Source organism: Isorropodon fossajaponicum endosymbiont JTNG4 (genome assembly GCF_016592615.1).
Lineage (GTDB): Bacteria > Pseudomonadota > Gammaproteobacteria > PS1 > Pseudothioglobaceae > Ruthia.
In genome coordinates this window covers 175,871-201,597 of the sequence record NZ_AP013043.1, presented here as the reverse complement: position 1 = coordinate 201,597, position 25,727 = coordinate 175,871, and the positions used below count along the sequence as shown (strand labels likewise).

General features: G+C 37.3%; 25 protein-coding genes and 4 pseudogenes. 15 read left to right on the top strand and 14 right to left on the bottom strand.

Translation table 11 applies throughout. From position 1 onward, the window contains the following. Window positions 1-86: 86 nt before the first annotated feature. From CVFO_RS01135 to CVFO_RS01110, 7 genes and pseudogenes are all read left to right on the top strand, one after another. Window positions 87-1,194: pseudogene (locus CVFO_RS01135) on the top strand (IS3 family transposase). Between the two features lie 24 nt (window positions 1,195-1,218). Then, entirely contained in the window at window positions 1,219-1,350 is a 132-nt protein-coding gene (locus CVFO_RS09080; RefSeq protein ID WP_281064407.1) for a hypothetical protein, read from the top strand. 303 nt (window positions 1,351-1,653) lie between these two features. Next, on the top strand, window positions 1,654-2,124 hold the full coding sequence (gene ispF, locus CVFO_RS01130) for a 2-C-methyl-D-erythritol 2,4-cyclodiphosphate synthase (protein ID WP_201339767.1): 471 nt from the start codon (window positions 1,654-1,656) through the stop codon (window positions 2,122-2,124). Then, window positions 2,124-3,533 (top strand): UDP-N-acetylmuramate--L-alanine ligase, encoded by a 1,410-nt coding sequence (gene murC, locus CVFO_RS01125; RefSeq protein WP_201339766.1) that lies wholly within the window; start codon window positions 2,124-2,126, stop codon window positions 3,531-3,533. Before ispF ends, murC begins: the two co-directional genes overlap by 1 nt. A gap of 11 nt (window positions 3,534-3,544) precedes the next feature. Further along, a complete protein-coding gene (murB, locus tag CVFO_RS01120; protein WP_201339765.1) occupies window positions 3,545-4,378 on the top strand; it encodes a UDP-N-acetylmuramate dehydrogenase in 834 nt (277 codons plus the stop codon). Next, entirely contained in the window at window positions 4,375-5,256 is an 882-nt protein-coding gene (locus CVFO_RS01115; protein ID WP_201339764.1) for a D-alanine--D-alanine ligase, read from the top strand. Before murB ends, CVFO_RS01115 begins: the two co-directional genes overlap by 4 nt. Further along, a complete protein-coding gene (locus CVFO_RS01110) occupies window positions 5,246-5,995 on the top strand; it encodes a cell division protein FtsQ/DivIB (protein WP_201339763.1) in 750 nt (249 codons plus the stop codon). The genes CVFO_RS01115 and CVFO_RS01110 overlap by 11 nt, the downstream gene beginning before the upstream one ends. Here the strand turns inward: CVFO_RS01110 and CVFO_RS01105 are convergent. The 4 genes from CVFO_RS01105 to CVFO_RS01090 are packed head-to-tail and all read right to left on the bottom strand — an operon-like array spanning window position 5,985 to window position 9,550. Beyond that, entirely contained in the window at window positions 5,985-6,677 is a 693-nt protein-coding gene (locus CVFO_RS01105; protein ID WP_201339762.1) for a hypothetical protein, read from the bottom strand. The genes CVFO_RS01110 and CVFO_RS01105 overlap by 11 nt on opposite strands. A gap of 4 nt (window positions 6,678-6,681) precedes the next feature. Then, window positions 6,682-8,199, bottom strand: coding sequence for a lytic transglycosylase (locus CVFO_RS01100; protein WP_225879290.1), 1,518 nt, complete (start codon window positions 8,197-8,199; stop codon window positions 6,682-6,684). Between the two features lie 32 nt (window positions 8,200-8,231). Next, complete coding sequence (locus tag CVFO_RS01095; protein WP_201339760.1) at window positions 8,232-8,540, bottom strand: BolA family protein; 309 nt, start codon at window positions 8,538-8,540, stop codon at window positions 8,232-8,234. After that, window positions 8,537-9,550 (bottom strand): CDP-6-deoxy-delta-3,4-glucoseen reductase, encoded by a 1,014-nt coding sequence (locus tag CVFO_RS01090; protein ID WP_201339759.1) that lies wholly within the window; start codon window positions 9,548-9,550, stop codon window positions 8,537-8,539. Before CVFO_RS01090 ends, CVFO_RS01095 begins: the two co-directional genes overlap by 4 nt. 81 nt (window positions 9,551-9,631) lie before the next feature. Between CVFO_RS01090 and miaA the strand changes: the two genes are divergently transcribed. Further along, entirely contained in the window at window positions 9,632-10,549 is a 918-nt protein-coding gene (miaA, locus tag CVFO_RS01085; protein ID WP_201339758.1) for a tRNA (adenosine(37)-N6)-dimethylallyltransferase MiaA, read from the top strand. Between the two features lie 176 nt (window positions 10,550-10,725). On the opposite strand, the gene cas6f is transcribed toward miaA, so the two are convergent. The 6 genes and pseudogenes from cas6f to murD all read right to left on the bottom strand — a co-directional run bounded on the left by cas6f (window position 10,726) and on the right by murD (window position 14,543). Continuing rightward, on the bottom strand, window positions 10,726-11,064 hold the full coding sequence (cas6f, locus tag CVFO_RS01080) for a type I-F CRISPR-associated endoribonuclease Cas6/Csy4 (RefSeq protein WP_245394588.1): 339 nt from the start codon (window positions 11,062-11,064) through the stop codon (window positions 10,726-10,728). 32 nt (window positions 11,065-11,096) lie between these two features. Next, window positions 11,097-11,555, bottom strand: a complete 459-nt coding sequence (locus CVFO_RS01075) for a DEAD/DEAH box helicase family protein (protein WP_201339756.1) — start codon at window positions 11,553-11,555, stop codon at window positions 11,097-11,099. 202 nt (window positions 11,556-11,757) lie between these two features. Then, entirely contained in the window at window positions 11,758-12,102 is a 345-nt protein-coding gene (locus CVFO_RS01070) for a hypothetical protein (protein WP_201339755.1), read from the bottom strand. Window positions 12,103-12,171: 69 nt separating this feature from the next. Beyond that, a pseudogene (locus CVFO_RS09210) lies at window positions 12,172-12,516 on the bottom strand (CRISPR-associated endonuclease Cas3''); the annotation flags it as partial. Between the two features lie 3 nt (window positions 12,517-12,519). Continuing rightward, a pseudogene (gene cas1f / locus CVFO_RS08710) lies at window positions 12,520-13,176 on the bottom strand (type I-F CRISPR-associated endonuclease Cas1f); the annotation flags it as partial. Between the two features lie 65 nt (window positions 13,177-13,241). After that, window positions 13,242-14,543 carry a UDP-N-acetylmuramoyl-L-alanine--D-glutamate ligase gene (gene murD, locus CVFO_RS01050; protein WP_201339751.1) on the bottom strand — a complete coding sequence of 434 codons (1,302 nt, stop codon included), beginning with the start codon at window positions 14,541-14,543 and terminating at the stop codon, window positions 13,242-13,244. Between the two features lie 60 nt (window positions 14,544-14,603). Between murD and CVFO_RS01045 the strand changes: the two genes are divergently transcribed. The 6 genes from CVFO_RS01045 to CVFO_RS01020 all read left to right on the top strand — a co-directional run bounded on the left by CVFO_RS01045 (window position 14,604) and on the right by CVFO_RS01020 (window position 20,433). Beyond that, entirely contained in the window at window positions 14,604-15,263 is a 660-nt protein-coding gene (locus CVFO_RS01045) for a Bax inhibitor-1/YccA family protein (protein WP_201339750.1), read from the top strand. 18 nt (window positions 15,264-15,281) lie between these two features. After that, the gene (locus CVFO_RS01040; RefSeq protein WP_201339749.1) at window positions 15,282-15,821 is read left to right on the top strand and encodes an RNA pyrophosphohydrolase; all 540 of its coding nucleotides are present in this window, start codon (window positions 15,282-15,284) and stop codon (window positions 15,819-15,821) included. Window positions 15,822-15,907: 86 nt separating this feature from the next. Next, window positions 15,908-17,185 carry a homoserine dehydrogenase gene (locus CVFO_RS01035; RefSeq protein ID WP_425352110.1) on the top strand — a complete coding sequence of 426 codons (1,278 nt, stop codon included), beginning with the start codon at window positions 15,908-15,910 and terminating at the stop codon, window positions 17,183-17,185. An 11-nt stretch (window positions 17,186-17,196) separates the two neighbouring features. Then, window positions 17,197-18,261 (top strand): threonine synthase, encoded by a 1,065-nt coding sequence (thrC, locus tag CVFO_RS01030; protein WP_201339748.1) that lies wholly within the window; start codon window positions 17,197-17,199, stop codon window positions 18,259-18,261. Window positions 18,262-18,277: 16 nt separating this feature from the next. After that, window positions 18,278-19,165, top strand: a complete 888-nt coding sequence (gene cysM / locus CVFO_RS01025; RefSeq protein WP_201339747.1) for a cysteine synthase CysM — start codon at window positions 18,278-18,280, stop codon at window positions 19,163-19,165. Further along, window positions 19,162-20,433, top strand: coding sequence for a chloride channel protein (locus CVFO_RS01020; RefSeq protein ID WP_201339746.1), 1,272 nt, complete (start codon window positions 19,162-19,164; stop codon window positions 20,431-20,433). The genes cysM and CVFO_RS01020 overlap by 4 nt, the downstream gene beginning before the upstream one ends. Here the strand turns inward: CVFO_RS01020 and CVFO_RS01015 are convergent, their stop codons facing one another. Beyond that, complete coding sequence (locus tag CVFO_RS01015; protein WP_201339745.1) at window positions 20,434-20,856, bottom strand: CopD family protein; 423 nt, start codon at window positions 20,854-20,856, stop codon at window positions 20,434-20,436. It abuts the gene before it with no gap. A gap of 83 nt (window positions 20,857-20,939) precedes the next feature. Here CVFO_RS01015 and CVFO_RS01010 point away from each other — a divergent pair. Then, window positions 20,940-24,597 (top strand): annotated as a pseudogene (locus CVFO_RS01010) (DUF3683 domain-containing protein). Between the two features lie 101 nt (window positions 24,598-24,698). On the opposite strand, the gene CVFO_RS01005 reads toward CVFO_RS01010, so the two are convergent. The 3 genes from CVFO_RS01005 to CVFO_RS01000 are packed head-to-tail and all read right to left on the bottom strand — an operon-like array spanning window position 24,699 to window position 25,678. Beyond that, complete coding sequence (locus CVFO_RS01005; protein ID WP_201339744.1) at window positions 24,699-25,094, bottom strand: SLC5/6 family protein; 396 nt, start codon at window positions 25,092-25,094, stop codon at window positions 24,699-24,701. Between the two features lie 10 nt (window positions 25,095-25,104). Next, a complete protein-coding gene (locus CVFO_RS09075; protein ID WP_281064406.1) occupies window positions 25,105-25,236 on the bottom strand; it encodes a hypothetical protein in 132 nt (43 codons plus the stop codon). Further along, complete coding sequence (locus CVFO_RS01000) at window positions 25,211-25,678, bottom strand: SLC5/6 family protein (protein WP_201339743.1); 468 nt, start codon at window positions 25,676-25,678, stop codon at window positions 25,211-25,213. The genes CVFO_RS09075 and CVFO_RS01000 overlap by 26 nt, the downstream gene beginning before the upstream one ends. Window positions 25,679-25,727: the final 49 nt, after the last annotated feature.

Below are 25,727 nucleotides of genomic sequence, written 5' to 3'. Positions count from 1 at the left end.
AATCAAGAAAACAACGAGTGACTTTTACCGTTGAACATTCTGTTCAATACCCCCTTGAGGGGGAAACACTAGATTATGCCAAACTCATGGTGCATGAGAATTACACCAATAAAAAAAATCATGATAATATCAGGAGCTTGCTCCTCAGCAGTTAGCAGATGGAGAAAACAATACCTAGCAGAGCTTGGTGGACAAACACCAGAGTCAGGCAAAGCGCTGACTTCTGAACAACAAACAATACAACTGCTTGAGAAACAACTTTGGCGCGCACAAAGGGACAATGAAATCTTAAAAAAGGCAACAGCCTTGTTCGCTGTGGACAATCACCAAGTGATATGATTATCAAGATAAACAAGGCTTGCCAACAATACAATACTAAAGAATTATGAGCATTACTCAAACTTCCTCACAGTAGTTATTACTATCAAGTCAAAGATAAGCGAGTAAACAACAACACCAACGCTATGATTAAATTAATCAAACAAACTGCTATTGAAGTTGGATACACCTATGGCAAACGCAGAATGCGAGTAGTTTTGAATAACCAAGGTTATAACATTGGTATTTACCAAACTGCAACGCTAATGAAAAAAGCCAATGTAGTTGCCATACGCCCAAGAAAGCGTCATTATTACCCTAATACTAGATTGATGTTTAAAAAGGCAAAAAACCTATTAAATCGTGTGTTTGAGCAGCAATCAATTAATACGCATTGGGTTGGTGATATTACCTATATCAAAACCTATCAAGGTGGGAGTTATTTAGCCAGTGTGTTGGATTTAGGCTCAAGACAAGTTGTTGGTTGGGCATTGTCAAAACAGCCTAATGCTCAGTTGGCAAAGGATGCGCTTAGTAATGCTGGTGTCTAGACACCAGCCCAATACAAATAAACACATGTTTCACTCTGATCAAGGGACTCAATACTCTTCTAAAGTTTTTATTGATTATTGCAACAAGAACAACATTACTCAAAGCATGAGCAGGCGAGGTAATTGTTGGGATAATGCGGTCATGGAGCGTTTCTTTAGAAGTCTGAAGACTGAGAGATTAAATTATCAAAGTTTTGCAAATCATAGTGAAGTCGTGCAAAATGTAGAGGGTTATATCTACTTGTATAATTACAAAAGGATTCATTCAGCGATTGGGTATTTAACACCTGCTCAAAAGATGGCTGAATTGAAAAAAGCGGCTTGAAATGTGTCCAAGTAGGTTAGAGCATTGCAACCAGTACTAGAACAAGCAGGTGATGAAACTGGCAATCAACTACTACAAGCTTTAGCAAGAGATGCTGATTTACACCTAATAGGTACCAATGGTAATGATATTTTGACAAGCGGCAGTGGGTTTTGAGGGGTTTAGGGCTTAGAGAAGACTCGGGGGAGGGTATTTTTGAATGTGCTTGTTGCTAGATTTTGTGGCATTGGATACTCCTTTGATTGGAAGTATTTTTAAAACTAGTGGTAGATTGTACTGATTTGTGTTGGGTTTAGTCAGGAGTATCCTTAGTAAAATGGCATTTAGTGAGTTTCAGAGACTTGATTGATGGTGTATTTTGGGATTTGATACCGTTGATTAACTTTTAAAAATTAAAAGGTTAAATCTTAATCATAAAACATTAAAATAAAGCTTTGACAAAAAAATATGCATCTAGCAATGAAAATCAAAACTGGACTAGGACAAGACTCCCACGCATTTTGTGATACGAATAAGCCACTTATTTTGGCAGGTGTTGTGTTTGATTATCCAAAAGGTCTTGATGCTAATAGTGATGGTGATGTAATTTTGCATTCAATCACAAATGCAATTTCTTCTATTACTGGCGTTAACGTATTGGGTGCTAAAGCAGATGCTTTATACAAGCAAGGTGTGACTGATAGTGCTGAGTATTTGAAATTGGCATTTAATGATTTGAGCAGTTGGAATATTCAACATATTGCCATTTCTATTGAGTGTTTACATCCTAAAATTTCTCCCATGATTGAAAAAATGAAGTTTAGTATTTCTAAATTGCTGGATATTACACCCGAAGATGTGGGCATTACTGCCACTACTGGCGAGGGACTAACTGAATTTGGCAAAGGTAATAGCATTCAAGTTCTTAGTATTATTACGGTGACAAAATAATGAAAGATTTGCGTATAGTGTTTAAATCTAGAATGAATAATATTCATTTTGTTGGTATTGGCGGTTCAGGTATGAGTGGCATTGCCGAGGTGTTGCATAATCTTGGTTATGACGTGTCTGGCTCGGACATTAGCCAAAACCAAGCTACTGATAGATTAAAAGAAATGGGGTGTCAAATTTATCATAAGCACCATCAAGATAACATAAAAAATGCGCAAGTAGTGGTAGTTTCTAGTGCGATTAAGAATAACAATCCAGAGGTGATTGAAGCATATCTGCTTAACATTCCAGTTGTGCCTCGCGCAGAAATGTTGGCAGAATTAATGCGTTTTAGATTTGGCATTGCAATTGCAGGTACTCATGGAAAGACAACAACTACCAGTATTATCACTCACATACTCAATGTGGCTGAGCTTGACCCAACCTATATTATTGGGGGGATATTAAATTCAAGCGGGATTAATGCCAAATTGGGTGAGAGTGACTATTTAATTGCTGAGGCGGATGAATCTGATGCTTCATTCTTGCACTTACAACCCATGCTAAGTGTGATTACTAATATTGACTATGATCATATGGCAACTTATGGCAATGATTACCAAAACTTAAAAGATGCCTTTGTTAGATTTAGTGCTAATTTGCCATTTTATGGCGCTTGTGTCATGTGTACAGATGATGATGGCGTGAACGAGATATTAAACGATATTCATCGTCCACTAATCACGTATGGTTTTAATGATGGTGCTGATATTCAAGCCATTAACGTCAAACAAGTGAGTATGCAAATGCACTTTGATGTTATTTATGACAAATATACAAAGCCATTTCCTGTCAAGCTAAATCTAATTGGCAGGCACAATATTCTTAATACATTAGCAGCCATTGGCATTTGCTGTGAGCTTGATATTAAAATTAGCACCATTCAAAAAGCATTGGCCAATTTTTCTGGTGTTGCTAGACGACTTGACCATCATGGAAAATTAAATATCAACAATGCCCAAGTGTCTTTGTTTGATGATTATGGCCATCATCCAAAAGAAATTAGTGCTGTGTTCGAGTCTCTTAAAGACACTTATCAAGACAGACGTTTGGTGGTTATTTTCCAACCACACCGCTACTCTCGTACGCGTGATTTATTTGATGATTTTGCTCGCACGCTCAGTGGCGCCGATGCACTCATATTGCTAGGCATATATCCAGCCCAAGAAAAACCCATTGCCCGTATTAATTCTTCCACCTTGGCTGATGCTATTAGAAAGCGCTCTGGCTTAGATCCAGTGGTGATAAAAAATCCACAAGAAATTTTAACTGTGCTACCTAACATTGTTAATAACAACGATGTATTATTAACTCTAGGTGCAGGCGATATTCACACTCTGCCTGATTTGCTAAAATCCAACTATACTTAAGGATAACTAATTTGCTATTGCATAACGAACCTATGAGTTTGTACTGTTCATTTAGAACAGGCGGATTAGCACGAGATTTTTTTATCCCCGATGATGTCACTGATTTATCTAATTTTCTAAAAACCAATACCAAACCATTATTATTTTTAGGATTGGGTAGTAATTTAATTGTGCACGACCAAGGTTTTAAAGGTGTAGTAATAAAATTAAGCAACTTAAAACAAACAAAAATTAAAAAAAACACGCTTTGGGTTGAGGCAGGTACAACACTAGCAAAACTATCCAGATTGTGCCGTGCAAACCATTTATACGGTGGTGAGTTCTTGTCTGCCATTCCAGGTACTGTTGGTGGCGCACTGATGATGAATGCAGGTACATTTGGTTCTGAGTTCTGGCAATACGTTGTTAATGTGACCACCATTAACCAATCAGGTGTTATATCTAAACGCACAAAAGATGATTTTGATATTGGGTATCGACATGTTCATGCTCAGTACGCCAATGAATACTTTATTGATGCGACATTGGTATTTAACCAAAAAGAACCTCAACAAGATATCAAGCAATTACTGGATAAGCGCAATCAACACCAGCCAATTGGCAAGGCAAGTTGTGGCAGTGTGTTTAAAAATCCAGAAAATAATTTTGCAGCAAAACTGATTGAACAAAGCCAATTAAAAGGCGTTTGTATAGGTGGTGCTTGTGTATCAAACAAACACGCTAATTTTATCATCAACCAAAATAAAGCCAGTAGCGCTGACATTATAAATCTAATTACCCACATTCAACAGACCGTAAAATCAAACTTTAATATTGATTTAGAATTAGAGGTGGTGATTAAATGATTGCAGTGCTAATGGGTGGAAATTCAGCAGAAAGAGCGGTTTCTCTTAAGGGTGGTGAAGCTGTTTATCAAGCACTTAACAATCAAAATATTGATTGCTTTAAATTTGACTGGCACAAAGATAACTTATCAAAACTTTGGCAGCAAGAGTTTGACCAAGCCTTTATTGTTCTACATGGTCGTGGTGGTGAAGACGGCTATATTCAAAAACAACTAGAAAACCGAGGTATTCGCTACACAGGGTCTGATTCAAATGCCAGCCATAATGGCATGGACAAGGCGCGCACTAAAATGATTTGGAAGCAGCATAACCTCATGCTTGCACCCTCTATTGTTGCAAGTATTAATCAACCCGTTAAGCCCATTGACTTTCCCCTACCTTGGGCGGTTAAGCCTACCTTAGAAGGCTCTAGCATTGGTATTAGTAAAGTTGATAGTCAAACGCAATTAAATGAGGCATTAACGCTTGCTTGGCAATATAACCCACATGCTTTAGTTGAGCAATGGATTGAAGGTGATGAATACACAGTGGCAATTTTGGGCGATAAAGCTTTGCCCGTTGTGAAAATTATAACTGATCAAGGTTTTTACGATTATGAATCAAAATACCACTCAAATGAGACCCAATACTTATGCCCTTGTGACTTAAGCCCATCTCAAGAGAAAGCATTACAAGCTATTGCACTTAAAGCATTTTTTGCTATTAATGCCAAAGGATGGGGGCGAGGAGATTTCATTATTAATCAACACAATAAACCGTATTTATTAGAGATTAATACCGTTCCAGGTATGACATCGCACTCATTAGTACCCATGGCAGCAAAAGCAATGGGCATGAATTTTAATCAACTGGTCGTGGCAATTCTTGATGAAATATAAGCGTAGAAATAGGCGTAAAAAGTCTATTTATCAGCCCATATTCAAACTATTATCTATTATTATTTTATTAGGGCTCATTACATGTGGTGTACAAAATACCCATCTAAGCAAGTTCTTAAAAGTTGATATTAATTGGGAAATTGATAAAAACCTTCCAATCACACAGCAAGTATTAAAACGACGTATATTTCCCTTAATCACTGAAACATACCAACTAAATTTACACGAAATTAAGCACGAATTAGAGCGCCATCCGTGGGTCGCAAATGCAAAAGTAAGTCGTCTTTTTTGGAATTTTATCAACATCAAAATCAGTGCGCAGCAAATCAGCATGCGCTGGAAAAACAAAGACTGCCCGAATGATGCTAAAACACAGACTTGCCAAGGCTACATCTCCACCAAGGGCGAACTATTTACACCGAATAAAATCATCAAATCAAATGCCATTATTGCCACTTCAGCACATGATAAAGACATTGTAAAAACCCTGTTTGATGATTACCAAACCTACCAAGCCATTATCAAGCCAATGGTCATTACATCCATTTTTAAAACTAATATTGATACTCTTTTTATTAAGCCTAATATTAAAGTCATATTAGGCTATCAAAAACAGAAAAAACGACTTAAGAATTTTGTTAAAGTCTATAAAAAATTAAGACAATCGATTGCACGTGCTAAACTCAATCGCGCTACATTTGATATGCGCTACGCTAAAGGATTTAGCCTTAAGTTTTAGCATTTTGTTTAACAACAAGTTGATAGCACAATGCCAAGCTAATCAATGTCCAGTAAAACACAATGGCTTTAACTACCCACCCCAGTATATCAGGGAGTCCAATTAGTGATACAAGGAATGAAAAAATCATACCCGCTAATGCTGGCAAAACAATCTGTAAAAAGAACAAGTTAGCTTGAGAGATGAAATTCAAATTCCATTTGTATTTTGAAGGCTGATCAATAGCAATGTTAATAAAATTTAAGGTGATTGGAATCACCAAAAAATACATAATTAACTGCAAAAAAGCAATACCACTGATAATCACTGGCGCCATGGTTACCAAGCCAATAAATAGCGTTAAACCAACAAAGTGGATAATTTTATTAAAATTAAGCACTGGCACAATCCCAGAAACGCTATTTTGACCCAAAATAACCAGACGATACACATTGATTGAAAGCGTTAAATAGCCATAAAAAAACAGCGATAAATATATCATCATATTATCAGGCAACTGAATATCAGCAACTTCCTTGTTGCTAAAAACGCTGTTCATTATGTTAAGTGTATCAGGCAAAATTGCTAAAAAAGGAATGGAGATTAATACTGGCAGAATAGAAATTTCTAGTATTTTTTTCCAATTCATAAGTGCAAAGGCAACACTTGCTAGCATTATTTTATTAATCGGTAGTGCGTTCATATTTTTATTTCATATTAGAGTTAACAACGTTAACAATGATGGTTAATTTTTGTTTAAGCTGTAGTGGTTTTTTGCCCGTCAATTGATTCCATTTTTTAAGCTGACCAATCCGCACGCCAAACTTATGCGCAATGATGGATAAATTATCACCACTTTTAACGTAATAGGTAATCTTTCTATCAATATTTATACCCACATTGACTAGCTTTGATAAATCTTTAGGTTTGGTTGAATTGGGCTGCCATAATACCAATTTTTTGCCCACTTGAAGTGGCTTGGTTTTGGTAATATGGTTCCACTTTACGATGCTATCTACATGGGTATTGTATTGTCTGGCAATACTCCATAAACTGTCGCCACTAACAACAGTATGAATGACTCTAACACCTGTTTTTTCTGCATTCATTCTTTGTGCTTCTCTTTGCACTTCTGACAATGAATAATACTGGGCATTTTTTTGTGGAATTGGTACAATCAAATACTTGCCTACTCTAACCACATTGCCATGCAAATCATTCACACTCTTAATTTGGCTTATTGTAGTGTTGAATTGATGAGCAATCTTGCTTAAACTATCACCTTGATTAATTTGATGACGCACCCATTTCACTCTAGCCTCTTTAGGATGTTTGGCTAAATTCTTTTTAAAAGTTGCGATTGTGTCAATCGGCAATAATAAATTATAACTTCCCTTACTCGGCGTTGCCCAACGTTTAAGCCCTGGATTTAAAGTATACAATTGCTCTAAATCTAGCCCTGTCCACTCAGAAATTAATGCCAAATCAAATTGCGAATTAAGCTTAATGGCTTGCACTTGAGGTGTATTACTGACTGTTGTGATTATTTGCCCGTATCTTTCAGGATGCTTAATGAGTTGCGCCACTGCCAACAATCTTGGCACATAACCTCTGGTTTCTTTTGGCAAGTCCAGATGCCAAAAATCAGTTGGCCTGCCTTGTTGTTTGTTTTTAGCAATGGCTTTTTGTACGCGTCCAGGACCTGAATTATAAGCAGCAATTGCCAATAGCCAATCCCCCTTAAATAGTTTGTTAAGATTTTTCAAATATCTAACAGCCGCCTTAGTTGAGGCCAGTACATCACGACGTGCATCATACCACCAGTTGTTTTGCAAGCCGTATAGCTTTCCAGTCGAAGGAATAAACTGCCACAAACCTGAAGCTGTGCCATGCGAATAAGAAAATGGATAATAAGCCGACTCAACAATGGGCAACAAGGCAATTTCAATGGGCAATCCAGCACGCTCTACTTCTGTTTTCACTAAATGCAAATAAGGTTGTGCACGCTTGGTAACACGAATTAAATAATCAGGATTTTTTTTAAACCAGTCAATATGCCAGAACAATTCTTTTTGACTAGGTGCGTTTAACGTATAGCGATTAGCAATATAACGCCAGAGGTCTTTTTCAACAACCAAGTCGCTAGTATTAATTTGAACTGGTTTTGGCGCTACTTTTACAACAATCGTTGAAACTGTCGTACCCTCACAAGCAGTAAACAGCAAAAATGAAAGATATAAAAACCGTTTAAAAAACTTTAAGATTTTAAACCACCTGCACACTTAGGCGAATCTGGTGCGCCATTTTTCATCTGCCACTCATCAGGCGTATAAGTGTGCATTGCCAATGCATGAATATGGCTCATCTCTTCTTTAAATAATTGGTTAATAAAGCGATGTCTTTCAATTAGTTTTAAATCGTTAAAATAATCACTCACGACAATTAATTTAAAATGGGATTCACTGGCAGGGCCAGAATGATTATGAGACTCGTTAATCACCTCAAGATGACTTGGGCTTAGTGCTGTTTTTAATTGTTCGGTTAAATGTTGTTGCATATTACTCATAACGTACTACCCTCAAAGGCAAATTCAAAAGCATCAGAAAAGAAATCTTCTTTAAGTATGCCTCGCTTCACAAATGTATCTGCTGCGGCTCTAACCATTGCTGGCGGACCACAAGCATAAACTTCATAATCTACTAAATGCTCGAAATCAGCCAACACGCTTTCGTTCACATAGCCTGTTCTTCCTTTCCAAGCACTATTCGCTTGTGATAATACAGGAGTAAAACTAATGTTTTCATGGCTTTTAGCCCACTGCTTAGGCAAATCAGTATACAAGTCTTGCTCATCTCTTACACCCCAATAAATATGGATTATTCGCCTAGATTTAGTTTCAATTGCATGTTCAACCATCGCTTTCACAGGGCCAAAACCCGTACCACCTGCTACTAAAATAATGGGTTTTTCGCTTTTCTCTCTAAAATAAAAATCCCCCTTAGGGCCTTCAATTTTAAGCAGTGACTTCTCTTGCAACTCATTAAAGACAAAGTTGGTAAATTTACCATCTTCAATTAAACGCACATGGAGCTCAATCAAACTAGTATTACTAGGCGCATTGGCAATAGAAAAAGCACAAGGCTCAAAATCAGGATGGATTAAATCGATATACTGCCCTGCTAAATATTGCAACGATTCAGAACTAGGAATCTTTAAAAACACTTGTGCCACATCATGATTAAGACGCTTGATACTTTGCACTTTACAAGGCAAAGTTCTCACCTCAAAATCTGCAACGCTGTCTAACTCAGCCACCACCAAAGCAACATCAGATTTAGCCCTGCATTGGCACAATAAAACCATACCTTCTGCCACTTCTTCTGGAGTGATGCCAGAAGGCACCTCACCTTCATAATCAACCTCGCCTTCAATAATAGTCGCCTTGCATTTACCACAAAAACCTTTCTGACAACCATAAGGAAAATTTAACCCATGAGCCAATGCATCATTTAGAATATTATCTTTACCCTCAGTTTGGAAAACTCTACCACTGACTTGATTTTCAATTGTAAACATGTGTTTGTGTCTAATAAATTTTGTGCTGATATTATAATGTAGGTTGCGTTCTATTAATACCTAGTAATTAAAAGCTTTTTTATGCCAATTCAAATCAACAAAACCGTGATATTTTTAATGGGCCCTACCGCCTCAGGTAAAACTGATTTAGCCATTCAATTAAGCCAACAATTCAAAACTCGACTCATTAGCGTTGACTCCGCCCTTATTTACAAAGGCATGGACATTGGCACTGCCAAACCAGGCAAAGCAATCTTAAAAAAATACCCTCATCGCTTAATTGATACTTGCAATCCAGAAGATTCATACTCAGCCTTTGACTTTACTCGCGATGCTAATACACAAATCAAAACCGCTTTTGCCAATAACGAGTTGCCCATTTTAGTAGGTGGCACATCATTTTATTTTCACGCATTGGAACACGGACTATCAAAATTACCAGAATCAAACCCCAAATCCAAAGAAAAATTCAACCAATTACTTAAAAGTAAAGGCACAATTGCACTACATCAAGACCTTAAAAAAATAGACCCTCAAGCCGCCAATAGAATCCACCCAAATGACACGCAAAGAATCACGCGCGCACTGGAAGTATTTGACCTAAGTGGCAAAACACTCAGCGAATTACAAGGCAACAAAAAACCCATTATTAATCACCCTATTAAAAAAATCATCCTCATGCCCGAACGAGGCGAGCTACATCAACGCATTGAAAAACGTTTTTTATCAATGATAGAACACGGCTTTTTAGACGAAGTAAAAACCCTAAAACAAAACCCAAACCTCCACGAAAATCTACCTGCCATCCGCTGTGTCGGCTACCGCCAAGCATGGCAATATTTAAACGGCGAAATAGGCAAAGCAGAAATGATAGAAAAATCCATCATCGCCACCCGCCAACTATGCAAACGCCAAAGCACTTGGCTGAAAAGTGAAGAGGACGCCTTAACCTTAAAAATCTCAAACCCCACTCAAGCAAGTGCATTTATTAATCAATAATACTCATACCAAAGTCTTTTGTAAGCCACCTGTGTAGTGGTGAATAGTATTTCAATTTAAAAAGGTAGTGTTACAACAACAATTTAAGCCGATATTAATATTTTTACTAATGATTTTTATCGTTATTGTAATACTTTGATTTTTAACGAATTTTTAAAGAGTAACCAAATGAATGGTTAAAAAATAGACACGGTAGCAATTTTGCTTAATCCAAAACGATTAAATTTCCCACTTATTGCCTCTTTTTGCAAATCGCTAAATTGAATATAAAGCCGATATCTATTCGCCGTCGAGATGCTTTGTAATTCTAAATACGGATTGTTCAAACTTGTTACAAACATTTTATTTTTATACTGCTTAATGTACACCTTTACTTCATCGCCAGTTTTTAAAACGCCTTTTTCTTGTTGGTATTCAATGCGTTTTTTAAGTTTAGCATCGCTCATTGTTTGGCGAATACGCGAGGTGGTTTGATAGCTTTTAACTTTATCAGGCACAGGCAGAATATCACTCACTTTACAATAACCTGACAAACCACCAAGCCAATTTAAACTTTGTATCGGACCACTACGTAAAACATCAAAGTTATGTGAGCCATTTTGTTTAAAACAATCAATGACTTTTTAAAAACATTTTTTCTATCATTGAGTGTAAATTTAGCGTGGGTTAAAAGTCCATTTTCTTTCTCTTGATTATCAATAAAACTTTTTTGAACAGTGGTGGCAGTATTGCTAATCACGAAAGTATTTTTATCCACTTGTTGGTAAAGTGGGTTGCTTTCATCTTCCAAAATATTAAATCCTGCCATTGGTACGTATTCGTGAAACTCATCAAACACTACGGTTGCATTCATAAAACGCGTTAGTGTACTAATGTTTCTATGAGTGGTAATGCCATTAATAATTTGGTCAATAGTTGTTAACACAATACCACCTGTAAAGTAGTCTTGTTCGCTTAATTCCTTTGTTTTATTGTTGTATTTAAATTCACCCGTGTAAATTTCCACTGTGGCATTTGGCAGATACATTTAACGCCCATTCCAAAGCAATTTTAGTTTTGTCACAACCAGCAGGTCCGTTTAGTACCCCAATATTTACCTCATCGCCCGCTAAATCTTTGGCAACTTTAGTTTGCGATTTATTGCATTCGCTACTTAGATATTTTTTGTTAAAATCATCAAGACAAGTTTTAATGTGTTGGTTTAAACCTCATTCTTGGATCAGTTGCTCTTTGACAAAATTTTCCAGTTCTTTATTGTCAATATAATTTTGTAACTCATCGCAATTTAAAGATGACACCACTCTATCGGCAGTAATAACAGCAGTTCTGATTAAATTTTCTCTAGCATTGTCTGTAATTTGTGTTTGATAATTTATTAAATTTTCAGCAGTTTCATAAGCTTTATAGGCTGGTAATTTTTTGCCTTTTATTTCATTATCAAAATCTGAAACTTGTTTAAACTTAATAAATTCATTATCAAAATCTGAAACTTGTTTAAACTTAATAAATTCATTATCAAAATATTCACTTGCCAACTGATTAACATTTTTCAAAATCATCTGACTTTGACTAACATATCATCTTTACGAATTGGCTTGGCATGATGCCAATAAATGGCATGTTTAACTTGCTTTTTGCAATTGCTTCTTATCTGGTGAAAAAGTATTCATTATTTCTTGTGCCACCACTCCAACAGCAAAAAGATGTTGATCTAACGGTTGTTTTTTAGTATTTGCGTATATTCCACTCATATTTATTTCCCCTATAAATTTATCTTGCTCAGTATAATTCACTGCCACAATCCCTTCATTATTAAATTTATCCTGATTACCAGCCACCCAAAGCAATTCCGTTCTTGCCCTTGATTTTAATTGATGACAACTAACGGCAGTGTTTTTACTGGCTGTTGTTTTTAAGAGTTTTTTAACTGCTTCTAAGCCCTCCTCAGTGATGGGAGTTTGCCAAGTACTGTTGCCATGATTGAGAAAATCATTGGCTAAATCAGTGCTGTCGTGTTTCCTAGTAAATTTTGTGGTTTTAGTGGCGGTAGCGGCTTGCCTGTAAAGGGCTTTGGTGAGTAACATTTCATCGGTTAGGAGTTTGTTAACACTGGATGCATTGGTGATTTTTTGCTTAAAGTCGTTAAGTAATTTATCATTAACTACAAGGCCTTCAATTTGTAAATCTTTATCCTTACCCCAGACTTTTATTAAGAAATCAATGCGTTTGGTTTGGATGATTTTGAAAAAATTTAATCGCTTGCCTTCATCAAACCAAAAGCCCATCCATACTTGCACATACAGTAGGACAATATTCACTTTGTGGTGTGAGCCATTCAATTTGTGTTGCCATAAGTAGTGGCGTACCGCCAGAGCCACTAAAACCGACTAAAACGCCTGCTTGAGCAAGCATTCGCATCGCTCTACTACTTGGGTGATTGAAGTACCACCACCGAGTAAAATACAAGTAGTATTGGCAATAGGAATATTCCAATATTGCTTGTTATCCTGCTCTTCAGTGAGATACAAAACACGCCCATCTTTTTGCATGACCCGGCATTTGTCCAAATAATAAATATTGGCACACTTGGAATAAAGAATAGCTTTTAAATCAGTTAATTGCTGCATAAAAGGTAAAAAATTTAGATAAAAGTTACACTCTACCCAAATAAAACCAACCTTGAACAATTATTTTAAATTACATCCTTGATAGTTCTTTTAAATACCTCTCCACGATGCTCAAAATTATCAAACATATCAAAACTAGCACACCCTGGAGATAATAGAATTGCACCATTATTAATCATTGAGCCAGCAATATTAACCGCATCTTGCATGGTTTTGGCGTGGCTGGTGTTGGTGTTAATTTCTTGTTCAAATTGCTGAGTGCTTTGCCCTATGAGGACGACACTAGTAATGCTTTTATTGATGCGTTTAAATAATGGGGTGTAGTCTTCTTGTTTGGCAATACCGCCTAGGATTAATACGATATTTTGATGTTTGTGCATTAAAGCTTGGATTGCTGTTATGGTGGAGATTGCGTTGGTGGCTTTTGAATCGTTGTAATAATCAATATTTTGTTTTTTTGCTACCCATTCAAGTCGGTGTTCTAGTCCTTTAAAGTTTTTAATACTTTGTACCATAGATGTTATTGGTAGTTTGATTTGGTCGCCTAGGGCAAGGGCTGCCAGTATGTTTCTTGTGTTGTGTTCGCCAATTAGCTGCGCTTCATTAATACTCATTAGTACATCATCACCTTTGAGTAGATAGCAGGTGTCGTGGCAAGTGACTGTACCAAAATCATCTGCTTGCTTTGGCATGCCAATACCAAAGCACTTGGCGTTTGCTTTTATAAGTGTGAGTGGTTCGTCTAAATTAATCACTAAGTGTTGGCAGTGTTGATGTAGGCTCAATTTAGAATTGGTGTAATGTTTAAAACTTTGGTACCGGTCAAGATGATCAGGAGTAATGTTAAGCACAACACCTGCTACTAAATTCAGATGACGGCTGTAATCTAGTTGATAACTGGATAATTCTAACACGTAATATTCTACTTTTTCACTTAAACAATCCAGTGCGGGTGTGCCAATATTGCCACCCATAGCAACTTGCATGCCTGCATTGGCAATCATTTGTATTAATAATTGTGTGACTGTTGATTTGCCATTAGAGCCAGTAATACCAATAATAGGTGCTTTTGCAAATCTTGAAAATAGTTCTATATCGCTGACAATGGGAATATTTTGCTCTTTTGCCCAAATGACAATAGATTCGTTTTGGGCAATGCCAGGAGAGATGAAAATTTCATCAACTTCTTTTAATAAATCTAATGTCCAAACTCCAAGAATGGGGGGGGATTTTAAAAACGCACTGGCATATTTAGATAGTAAGGGTGGATTGGTGCGACTGTCAGCAATTTTGTAATCAACATTTTGTGTTGATAAAAAACGAGCGATTGAAAAACCTGTTTTTCCTAAGCCTAAAACCAGTTTCATGCGTTTATTTTCGCTGTAAAATGATTGTATTTTACACTTTTAAATACGAGGCAGTAAGTCATGAATACAAACGTCAGTACTCAAACGCGTGGCATTAGCATTAATAGCATTTTAAAAAACACTTATCAATTACTTTCTGCAACCTTATTATTTAGTGGGCTAATGGCTTATCTTGCCATGTCTTTAAACCTGCCACATTTTGGTCTTTTAATCACCCTTGGTGGTTATTTTGGTTTGCTGTATTTAACCAATAAACTTAAGAATTCGAACTACGGGATTTTAGCGGTGTTTGCATTAACAGGCTTTATGGGGCTAACACTAGGCCCTGTTATTGGTGCTTATACAACTACTTTTTCAAATGGCTCTGAACTAATTGCTATGGCAATGACGGGTACGGGGCTTATCTTTTTATCGCTGTCTTTTTATGCCATCACTTCGGGTAAAGATTTTAGCTTTTTATCTGGCTTCTTAACGGCGGGTATTATTGTGGCATTTTTAGCAGGAATTGCTGCTTATTTCTTTGCCATGCCAGCATTATCATTAACCGTATCTGCAACGTTTATTTTACTAATGAGTGGTTTGATTTTATTTGAAACTTCAAATATTATCCGTGGTGGCGAGACCAATTACATCATGGCAACAGTAACCCTGTTTATTTCAATTTATAACTTATTTTTAAGCTTGTTGCAGTTGCTAGGTGTGTTTTCTGGCGAAGATTAATCACTGACGTAAAGTAGTATGATTGATAGTGAGGGCTATCGGGCTAATGTTGGCATTGTTATTACTAATGACAAACAACAAGTACTTCTAGCCAAACGCTTTAAACAAGATTCTTGGCAATTACCACAAGGTGGTATTGGCCTTGGTGAAAGTGAGTTGGATGCACTTTTTCGAGAACTTAATGAAGAAATTGGCCTGTCCTCTGAACATGTGAGTGTTCTTGCCAAAACGCCTAAATGGCTACGTTATGATTTGCCCGATTATCACATCAAGCGTAAACAAAAACCTGTGTGCATTGGTCAAAAACAAGTTTGGTTTTTACTGCGCCTTACCTCAGATGAAAACAACATCAAGCTAGACACGCATACACAAGTAGAATTTGATGATTGGGCATGGGTAGATTATTGGCGCCCTATTGAAGATGTGATTGGTTTTAAAAAACCAATTTATGAAGACATGCTAAAAGCTCTAGCACCTGTACTTTTTAATAATCAACACAAAATTCCTAATCAATACTTGCGCCCACTTAAATGTTCAGCGATTGTTTTAAACAAATAAACCACCACTCCGTCCAATAACTCTAGCTATATAAACATCCTATTGGTATAATGCCTCTTTAGTTTTATTAGATAGGGATTTTACTTGTGAATATTGGAATTTTAGGGCTAGGTACTGTCGGTGGTGGCGTGGTGAATGTGTTAAACAAAAACCAAGCACAAATTACACGTCGATCTGGTGATAGTGTTAACGTCACTCATGCGGCTGTGAGGGATACAACCCAAACGCGTATTTGCCCTACTGAGCATATCAAACTCACTCAAGACCCGTTTGAGATTGTTAATAATAATGACATTGATGTCGTTTTAGAATTAATGGGTGGCACAGGCGTGGCTAAAGATTTGGTCGAACAGGCCATTAAAAATAGCAAACATGTCGTCACTGCTAACAAGGCTTTAATTGCTATACATGGTAATAAACTACTGACCTTGGCAAAAGATAACAACACGCATCTTTTATTTGAAGCAGCCGTTGCTGGTGGCATTCCTATTTTAAAATCTGTAGAGCAAGGCTTAAGTGCTAATCAAATTGAATTAGTTGCTGGTATTATTAATGGCACAAGCAACTTTATCCTAACTGAAATGCGCAACAAAGGTAGAGACTTTGGCAATGTCCTTAAAGAGGCACAAGCACTAGGCTACGCCGAAGCTGATCCTACTTTTGATGTCGAGGGTATTGATGCGGCGCATAAATTAGCCATTCTCGCCTCAATGGCATTTGGCTGTGAGTTACAATTTAATCAAGTTTCAACACAAGGTATTAGCAAAATTAGCGGCGAAGATATTGCCTTTGCAACGGAATTGGGTTATACCATTAAGCACCTAGGCATTGCTAAAAAACTAGATGGTAAATTACAAATGCACGCACACCCAACTTTAGTACCCAAAACTCATCTACTGTCCAATGTTGATGGCGTTATGAACAGTATATTGGTCAAAGGTAATGCAGTTGGTGAAACGCTTTATTATGGTGCTGGCGCGGGTGCTGAAGCAACGGCGAGTAGTGTTATTGCTGATTTGATTGGTATTATCAAAGGTACTGTAAATCATGATATTTTGGGCTGGCAATCATTAATAAATATTCCAAATTGCAACGCTGATGATATTGAAAGCATTTTCTACTTGCGTTTATTGGCTACTGATAAGCCAGGAGTTTTAGCAGATATTACAGCAACTTTAGCCAATCATAACATTAGTGTAGAGGCTGTTATACAAAAACAAATTGACCAGAAAAATAACGCACACATTGCCATCATTACCAATCTTACCAAAACTAGTGAACTGAACAAGGCAGTGGCAGAAATTCAAACCCATGACTACATTCAAGAAGATGTTAAAATTATTTTCGTTGAAACATTTAATTAAGGAAAAAAATAATGAGATATACCGGCTTAATTGAACGCTATAAAGATAGACTTCCTGTAGATGACAATACCCGAATTATTAGTTTAGGCGAGGGAAATACGCCACTCATTCGGCTAGAAAATATTCCTAAAGAACTAGGTAAAGATGTTAATATTTATATCAAATACGAAGGTCTAAACCCCACAGGTTCATTTAAAGACCGCGGCATGACCATGACAGTTACCAAAGCGGTAGAATCTGGTTCTAAAGCAATTATTTGCGCCTCTACAGGCAACACCTCAGCATCTGCTGCGGCTTACGCTGCGCGTGCTGGTATTAAGGCCTTTGTACTGATTCCTGAAGGAAAAATTGCACTGGGTAAATTAGCACAAGCAATGATTCATGATGCTGTTATCATTCAAATCAAAGGTAACTTTGACGATGGCATGCGTTTGGTTAAAGAGGTGGCTGAACATGCGCCGGTATCCATTGTTAATTCAATTAATCCATTTCGCCTACAAGGTCAAAAAACTGCTGCTTTTGAAATTATAGAAGAGCTTGGCTGCGCGCCAGATTATCACTGCCTACCTGTGGGTAATGCAGGGAATATTTCAGCCCATTGGATGGGATATACAGAATATTATAAAGAGGGCAAGACAAATAATACGCCTAAAATGGTTGGCTATCAAGCAGCAGGCTGCGCACCTTTTATTAAAGGCGCGATGATAGACAGCCCCGAAACCATTGCAACTGCCATTCGTATTGGCCATCCCCAAAGTTGGGACTTGGCACATAAAGTTGAAAAAGAATCAGGTGGCTGGTTTGATTCATTAACCGATGAAGAAATTCTAAACACACAAAAATTACTCACTGAAAAAGAAGGTATTTTCTGCGAACCTGCTTCGGCAACTTCATTAGCAGGTGCAATGCGTGATATTAAAAATGGCAAAATTGCAAACGGTTCTAAAATTGTATGTACTTTAACAGGTCATGGCTTAAAAGACCCTGACACAGCAATTTCACATTGCACCAATCAAATGATTAACATCAACCCAGTGATGAGCGAAGTCAAAAACGCTATTTTAAAAAACATGTGATTTTAACTAAAAAGTGATGACATTCAAAACCATTGAGCAGACCATTGGCAATACACCCTTAGTCAAACTTAAGCGGCTCAATTCCAACTCATCAAACACCATCTTGCTCAAACTAGAAGGTAACAACCCTGCAGGCTCGGTTAAAGATAGGGCTGCACTTAACATGGTTTTAAATAGTGAAAAGCGGGGTGAAATATCCCCTGGTGATACCTTAATTGAAGCCACCAGTGGTAACACTGGTATTGCACTTGCCATGGTAGCAGCCATTAAGGGTTATAAAATGATTTTAATCATGCCTGATCATCTTTCACAAGAAAGGCGCGATGCCATGAGTGCTTATGGCGCTCAACTTATCTTAGTAACTAAAGATGAAGGCATGGAGGGTGCTAGAGATTTGGCTGATAAAATGGAAAAGCAAGGCAAGGGTAAACAGCTTGACCAATTTTCTAACCCAGACAATCCAAATGCTCATATCAATACAACTGCACAAGAAATTTGGCAAGATACACAAGGCTCAATCACCCATTTTGTCTCCGCTATGGGAACGACTGGCACGATTATGGGTGTATCAGATAGTTTGAAGTCAAAAAATCCAGCCATTCAAATTATTGGCGTACAGCCTGAGGATGGTGCGCAAATTGCTGGCATTCGCCGTTGGCCAAAAGCATACTTGCCAAAAATCTTTGATCGCTCTAAGGTGGATACTATCATGGATATTTCACAAACTTCAGCAGAACAAACCACACGGGACTTAGCAACAATAGAAGGTATTTTTGCTGGCGTATCCTCTGGTGGCGCTGTATCGGCAGCTATTGAGCTATCCAAACAAATTAACAATGCCATCATTGTTACTATTGTTTGCGATCGGGGCGATCGTTATTTATCAACTGGACTGTTTAGTTGAAAAGATATCTCTCGCACCAACTCCCTAATGAACTAAAAACCTACATATCCTTGATACTGAGCAGTATTATTACTGTTATTGCTATTGATTTTTTCCTCACTTCTAGTGATTATGCTCAACACACATTCAAACATTTAATTGCCTCAAAACCTTATTTAAGCTTTGCCATTACACCTGTTGTATTTGTATTGATTGTTTATATTGCCAAGTATTTTTGCCATTATGTTCAAGGCAGTGGCATTCCACAATTAATTGCTGCTAATGATTCTCGTAATAAATCCATACGTGAAAAGCTCTTGTCATTTAGGGTGGCAATTGGAAAAATTGTACTTATTTTTATGGTTATGCTTGGTGGTGCGCCTATCGGCATTGAAGGACCTAGCATTCATATTGGTGGCTCAATATTTTTTGGCTTTAATCAATTTATTAAATTCAAACGCAGACTGCTTATCCATTCACTTATTGCAATTGGTGGTAGTGCTGGGCTTATTGTCGCCTTTAATGCACCAATTGCGGGTTTTTTATTTAGCTTTGAAGAGATAGGTCGTCAACTCAAAAAACAAGCACTGGTTTTAATCGCCATCATGGGTGGATTGGTTTACTTATTGGCAATTATATATCGTGGTAATGATGTCTACTTAAGTGATATGTCAGCTTATTTTATTGATTTGACATTAATTTGGCAACTACTACCATTAGCGATATTTTCTGGCATTTTGGGTGGTTTATTCTCAAAAACCATTCTTTACTTAATTAAAAAATTCATGGTGCACACCAAAACCAAAGTTATCGTGGTTGCCTTAATATTAGGTTTAATTATTGCGTTATTCAACTACTTTTCTAAAGGTCAAATTGCAGGCTCTGGTCGTGAAGAAGTGTTATTAATGTTAGCTGGACATCAGCTGGGTGGTGATTTTTTTGTGATGAAATATCTATCAACGCTAAGTTCTCTAGCCTCCACCATTCCTGGTGGTTTGTTCATGCCTAGTATTTCTATTGGTGCTAGTATTGGTAGTGAAGTGGGGCATTATTATTCACAAATCAGCCCGCAAATTATTATCATTATGGCGATGGTTGCTTACTTAAGTGCTGTTATTAGAGCGCCACTGACTAGTGCATTTGTTATTTTAGAGATGACAAATGCACTTAATTTACTCATTCCAGCGCTGATTATTGCCTTTATCGCCAATTGGGTGTCTAAACAAATATCCACGCCACCAATCTACGAAGCATTGGCTGAAAGTTACTTAAAGTTAACGCAAAAATAACTAAAACGGCCTAACCACAACTAGGATAACAACACTCACCAATATCAGCACAGGAAACTCATTAAACCAACGATAAAATATATGAGAGTGGGTGTTTTTATCAGCCTTAAAAACACCCACTAAATAGCCACAATAAAAATGGTGTGCAATCAACAATACTACCAATAATAATTTAACATGCAGCCAATATTGAGTTGAATAATATGCCCAACTTTCAATAGTCATCCATAATCCTAGCGCACTAGCTAGGATAAAGCTCGGCATCATAATGCCTTTATAAAGCTTACGCTCCATCACTTTAAAACGTTCAATACTAGGTTTGTCTTTACTCATTGAGTGATAAACAAAAAGACGCGGCAAATAAAATAGCGCTGCAAGCCAAGTAATCACACTAATAATATGAAAAGCTTTTATCCACAACATACAATCTCCACTTTTTTAAAGCCCCTTTGGGTTAAACATACAGCATTCAAAGCACCCATTATAGTAAAATAAATCTACTTTCAATTAATTTTCAATTGAAACAATATCGCGAGATTCCCTACAACTACACCTCTTTTTCTGACAAAGAAATTGTATGTCGTTTTTTAGGCGCTGATGCTTGGGATTTACTCAACCCCAACTGCGCCAAAATCGCAATACAGGTCGAAGTGCTAGAATGCTATTTGAAGTGCTTGGCGATATGTGGGTGGTTAATCGAAACCCTTATTTACAGGAAGATTTAATTAAAAACAAGCGTCGTTGGCGAACGCTCATACAAACGCTATATTCACGCCTAGAATCAATCAAAGCACGAGCTGATAATAACGTACAAGTCATCAAGTTTCTTAATCAGGCAGATATTGCAGTGAGTCATTTCAAGCATTGTTTGAGCGATTTTAAAAACAACAAGCAGCGCATTAAAAAAGCTCTGCTTAAGGTGACACATAATAATAACATTCGTTTTGATGCTTTATCGCGCGCCTCGCATTCAACTGATGCGACCGATTGGCGGGTGGAATATCCCAGCGTGGTCATCACGCCAGATACCGAACAAGAAATATTAAACATTGTTAAAACCTGCACCCACCTAGGCTTAACCATCATTCCTCGTGGTGGTGTCATTCCACTAAATACACAAGCTGCTGTTATTAATACTGAAAAACTCAGCTTTATCGATAATATAAACACCGCTAACGATATACATAGCGTCAATGTTGGTGCAGGCGTGGTTACCAAGCGCGTTAGTGAATTAAGCCAGTCAGCACAGCTTAGTATTTGCAGTTGATCCAACTTCTCAAGATGCTTGCACGATTGGTGGTAATATTGCTATGAATGCAGGAGGGAAAAAGCCCTAAGATGGGGTACAACAATTGACAACTTGTTGTCTTGGAAAATGGTCATGCCAGATAGCTCATGGTTGCAAGTAAAACGCCTGAATCACAATCAAGACAAAATCCAACTGCTTGATAAAGTAAGTTTTGAAATACACACACTTAAAGATGATGCACAAACCATCATCAAAACCAAAACCTTGACCATCGATACTAATCATATGCGTAAAAGTGGGTTGGGTAAAGATGTTACCAACAAATTTTTAGATGGACTGCTGGGCATTCAAAAAGAAGGTTGCGATGGGTTTATTACTTCTGCTGAATTTATCTTTCATCAACCTTTAGAGCATATTAACACGCTATGCTTAGAATTCTTTGGTCATGATTTAAAAGCAGCAGTATTAACCATTATTGATATTAAAAATAGTGTTGGTAGCAATACTGATGTTGATCTTATTGGCATGGAACACCTAGGTGCGCGCTATATTAAAGCCATGCATTATACCGCACAAAAGCCAATAAGTCTCAGTTGCCGAAAAAATGATATTGCTAATCGATATTAGTGCTAATAATCAGCACTCACTTGACACTCAAATAGAAAAAGTAAAAACCCGTGATGGTGAATGCTTTATTGCTAAACCATTCAACAAAAGAAAAATATTTTGGAAAGACCGCTCCAATACTGCTGCCATTGCCGCCCACACTAACGCTTTTAAAATCAATGAAGATGTGGTTATTCCACTGGACAAATTGGCAGACTATAACGACGGTATTGAGCATATTAATATCCGTTTGTCTATTGGCAATAAAATTGATACTTTGGCTGAAATTAAAGCCTGCTTTGAAAGTCTCAAACCGGAAAGCAACCTTATTAAAGACAAAATTACTTCTTCCTTAATACTGTTGAATCAAATCAGCAATCAATGGCTAGATTTACTTAATCGTCTTAATGAGCAAAAAGTCTTAAAACAGATACAAGCAGCACAGGTTGTGATTTCCTACATTAATGAATTCGCTCACCCGCTTGATGATTTGCTCATGGGTGATGTCTTTATTGATATTCGCAACCAAGCCAGAGTAATTCATCAGAAATATCGTGAAGTGCGTTTATTTGTTGCCGCACATATGCACGCTGGCGATGGCAATGTACATACCAACGTTCCAGTACATTCTCACAATACAAAAATGCTACATAAAGCTGAATCTGTGGTGGATGAGATTATGCATTTGGCCTCAAGTCTTGGTGGGGTTGTCTCTGGTGAACACGGTATTGGCTTGACTAAATACCAATATTTATCCGACGAATTCAAGCAAGCATTTACCCAATATAAGGCAAAAATTGACCCAAATAATCACTTCAACAAAGGAAAATTAATGCCAGGTAGTGGGTTGAATAATGCCTTTACCCCGTCATTACGCCTTGTTGAATAAGAAGCATTAATCCTTGAAAATAGTGAAATTGGTGAAATTAATAACATGGTTAAATCATGCCTGCGTTGTGGCAAGTGCAAAGATGTTTGCACCACGCACGTGCCAGAGGCCAATCTTTTATACTCACCACGCGATAAAATTATTGGCACCAATCTTATCTCTGAAGCTTTTTTATACAAAGAGAAAACCAGGCGTGGCATCTCTGTTAACCATTTTGATGAATTTGACGATATCGCTGATCATTGCACCATTTGCCATAAATGTTCAAGCCCTTGTCCAGTGAATATTGATTTTGGCGATGTCTCTATTAAGATGAGGTCTATCTTAATCAAGCAAAAAAAACGTCGCACCAATATCGCCTCAAAAGCCTCAATGGCTTGTCTCAACATAACCCAACCTTGGCAGATTAAATTAACCAAAAAAGTATTGATTGATTTTAGCTATAAAGTGCAAAATATTGTCTCAAGAATGGCGCAACCTTTTTTGCATAAAAAGCCTAATAAAACCGTGGGCAAACCCAGTTTTAAAGTTGAACTTATTACTTTATTAGACAAACCGTTACCTATGGACACTGGGCTGGCACCTATGCGTGAACTGCTCAATATTAATGATGCTAACACCGTGCCTATTCTTTCACGTCCAGAAAAATCCAACGCCGACTCACCCAGTGTTTTTTATTTTCCTGGTTGTGGCTCTGAGCGTCTTTACTCTCAAATTAGCCTGGCAACCATTGCATGCTTTATCATCAAGGCATCAAAGTGGTTTTACCATCAAGCTATCTGTGTTGTGGCTATCCGCAGGACGAGGCTAAAGGCAAAAAGCCATCTCTACTGATAATCGTATTTTATTTCACCGTATGGCAAATACACTTAACTATTTAGATATTAAGCATGTTTTAACCTCTTGTGGTACTTGTATTGACCAATTACTCACTTATGAACTTAATGATATTTTTTAAAGAGTCTACCTTAACGGATATTCACGAATACCTACTAGAACACAATATTAAATTAAACGCAACAGATGAGCAATACCTTTATCATACGCCTTGTCATGATCCAATCAAATCTAATGATTCTAAAAAAGTCATCTCTGAATTAGTTAATCAAAACGTTATTAGCAATGATCGTTGTTGTGGCGAGGCAAGCACTTTTGCCGTCGCACGAGCAGACGTTGCCAAGCAAGTTAAATTTAAAAAAGAAACTGGAATTAAAAAAGACTTGGTTGGTATTGAGTCAAACAAACCTATAAAAATGCTCACCACCTGCCTTGCCTGTCGACAAGGTTTATCGCCCGCTATAAAGCCTCAACCAATATTGAGCCTATTTATCCAGTTGAACTGATTGCTGAGCAAGAATTTGGCAAACATTGGCAGAAAGATTTTATAAAATCAGTACATATTGAAAAAGTTCTTTTGTAGTACCGTTTTCAAAAATTACTTTTAACCTAGGCCATGCCAAGCAATAATGCCAATAACAATCGGTACAGTAATGCCAGCACTAATACGCCATATTGGATACTTTAAATCTGAAATACCAAGTAATTTCCTAGTGTTGGCCTGTTTAGCAACAACCCATACAGCAAATATACTAATACCAAAACCCCCAATGGTAATAAAATATTAGTGGCTACATAATCCAGACTATCAAAAATATTTCTTTCCCCTAGCAGGTAAGCATCAGACCAATCATTGAACGCCAATAAAGCACCAACACCAATTAGCCAAACAATACTACCAATCAAATAAGTAACAAAATATCTAGACAGGCGTGTTTTTTGCTGAACAACAGAAGCCACCGGCTCTAAGATTGAAATCGCAGAAGACAAAGCAGCAATTAACAATAAGAAGAAAAAAGCAATGCCAAAAAACTGTCCAAATGGCAAATTTAGCGACGCATTGGGCAATGAAATAAACAATAAAGAGGGGCTAGCTAGAAGCACTTTCCAATCCATAAGTAAAAATCAGTGGGAAAATCGCCAATCCAGCCATCAGTGCTACCAAAGTATCAACAATGGCAATCATGAATGATAATTTAACAACAGGTATGTCTTTTTGCAAATAAGAGCCATATACCATCATCCGCCCCCATACCTAAAGATAAGGTAAAGAAACTATGCCCCAATGCAATCAAAACTCTATCAGTGGTTAATTTAGAAAAATCAGCAACAAACAAATAATCAAAGGCCTTAGAAAAGCCTTCTAATTGAGTGGCATATAGTACCAAAATAACAAACAAAATTGGCATTGACCAGGTGATGATTTTTTCAATCCCCTTGCGAACGCCACGTGCAACAATAGCAACGGTTAATAACATAAAAACACTGTGCCACAATAGTAACGTATTAGGACTGGTCAATAATTGCGTAAAGTATTGTTCTACTGCCTTGGCATCACTACCCAATAAATCATTTTGAATAAACACGCTTAAATACTCTAGTGACCAACCAGCAACTACTGAATAAAACGATAAAATTAAAAACCCAGAAATAAATCTCCGCATAGCTAAATAACGCCAGAAAACGATTTGCCTTGCAAGTCCGCCGCCAAAT

Coding starts and splice junctions, on each gene's coding strand:
- ispF (WP_201339767.1), top strand. CDS start 1,654: ATGAAAATCAAAACTGGACTAGGACAAGACTCCCACGCATTTTGTGAT.
- murC (WP_201339766.1), top strand. CDS start 2,124: ATGAAAGATTTGCGTATAGTGTTTAAATCTAGAATGAATAATATTCAT.
- CVFO_RS01115 (WP_201339764.1), top strand. CDS start 4,375: ATGATTGCAGTGCTAATGGGTGGAAATTCAGCAGAAAGAGCGGTTTCT.
- CVFO_RS01110 (WP_201339763.1), top strand. CDS start 5,246: ATGAAATATAAGCGTAGAAATAGGCGTAAAAAGTCTATTTATCAGCCC.
- CVFO_RS01105 (WP_201339762.1), bottom strand. CDS start 6,677: ATGAACGCACTACCGATTAATAAAATAATGCTAGCAAGTGTTGCCTTT.
- CVFO_RS01095 (WP_201339760.1), bottom strand. CDS start 8,540: ATGAGTAATATGCAACAACATTTAACCGAACAATTAAAAACAGCACTA.
- CVFO_RS01090 (WP_201339759.1), bottom strand. CDS start 9,550: ATGTTTACAATTGAAAATCAAGTCAGTGGTAGAGTTTTCCAAACTGAG.
- miaA (WP_201339758.1), top strand. CDS start 9,632: ATGCCAATTCAAATCAACAAAACCGTGATATTTTTAATGGGCCCTACC.
- murD (WP_201339751.1), bottom strand. CDS start 14,543: ATGAAACTGGTTTTAGGCTTAGGAAAAACAGGTTTTTCAATCGCTCGT.
- CVFO_RS01045 (WP_201339750.1), top strand. CDS start 14,604: ATGAATACAAACGTCAGTACTCAAACGCGTGGCATTAGCATTAATAGC.
- CVFO_RS01040 (WP_201339749.1), top strand. CDS start 15,282: ATGATTGATAGTGAGGGCTATCGGGCTAATGTTGGCATTGTTATTACT.
- thrC (WP_201339748.1), top strand. CDS start 17,197: ATGAGATATACCGGCTTAATTGAACGCTATAAAGATAGACTTCCTGTA.
- cysM (WP_201339747.1), top strand. CDS start 18,278: ATGACATTCAAAACCATTGAGCAGACCATTGGCAATACACCCTTAGTC.
- CVFO_RS01015 (WP_201339745.1), bottom strand. CDS start 20,856: ATGTTGTGGATAAAAGCTTTTCATATTATTAGTGTGATTACTTGGCTT.
- CVFO_RS01000 (WP_201339743.1), bottom strand. CDS start 25,678: ATGCGGAGATTTATTTCTGGGTTTTTAATTTTATCGTTTTATTCAGTA.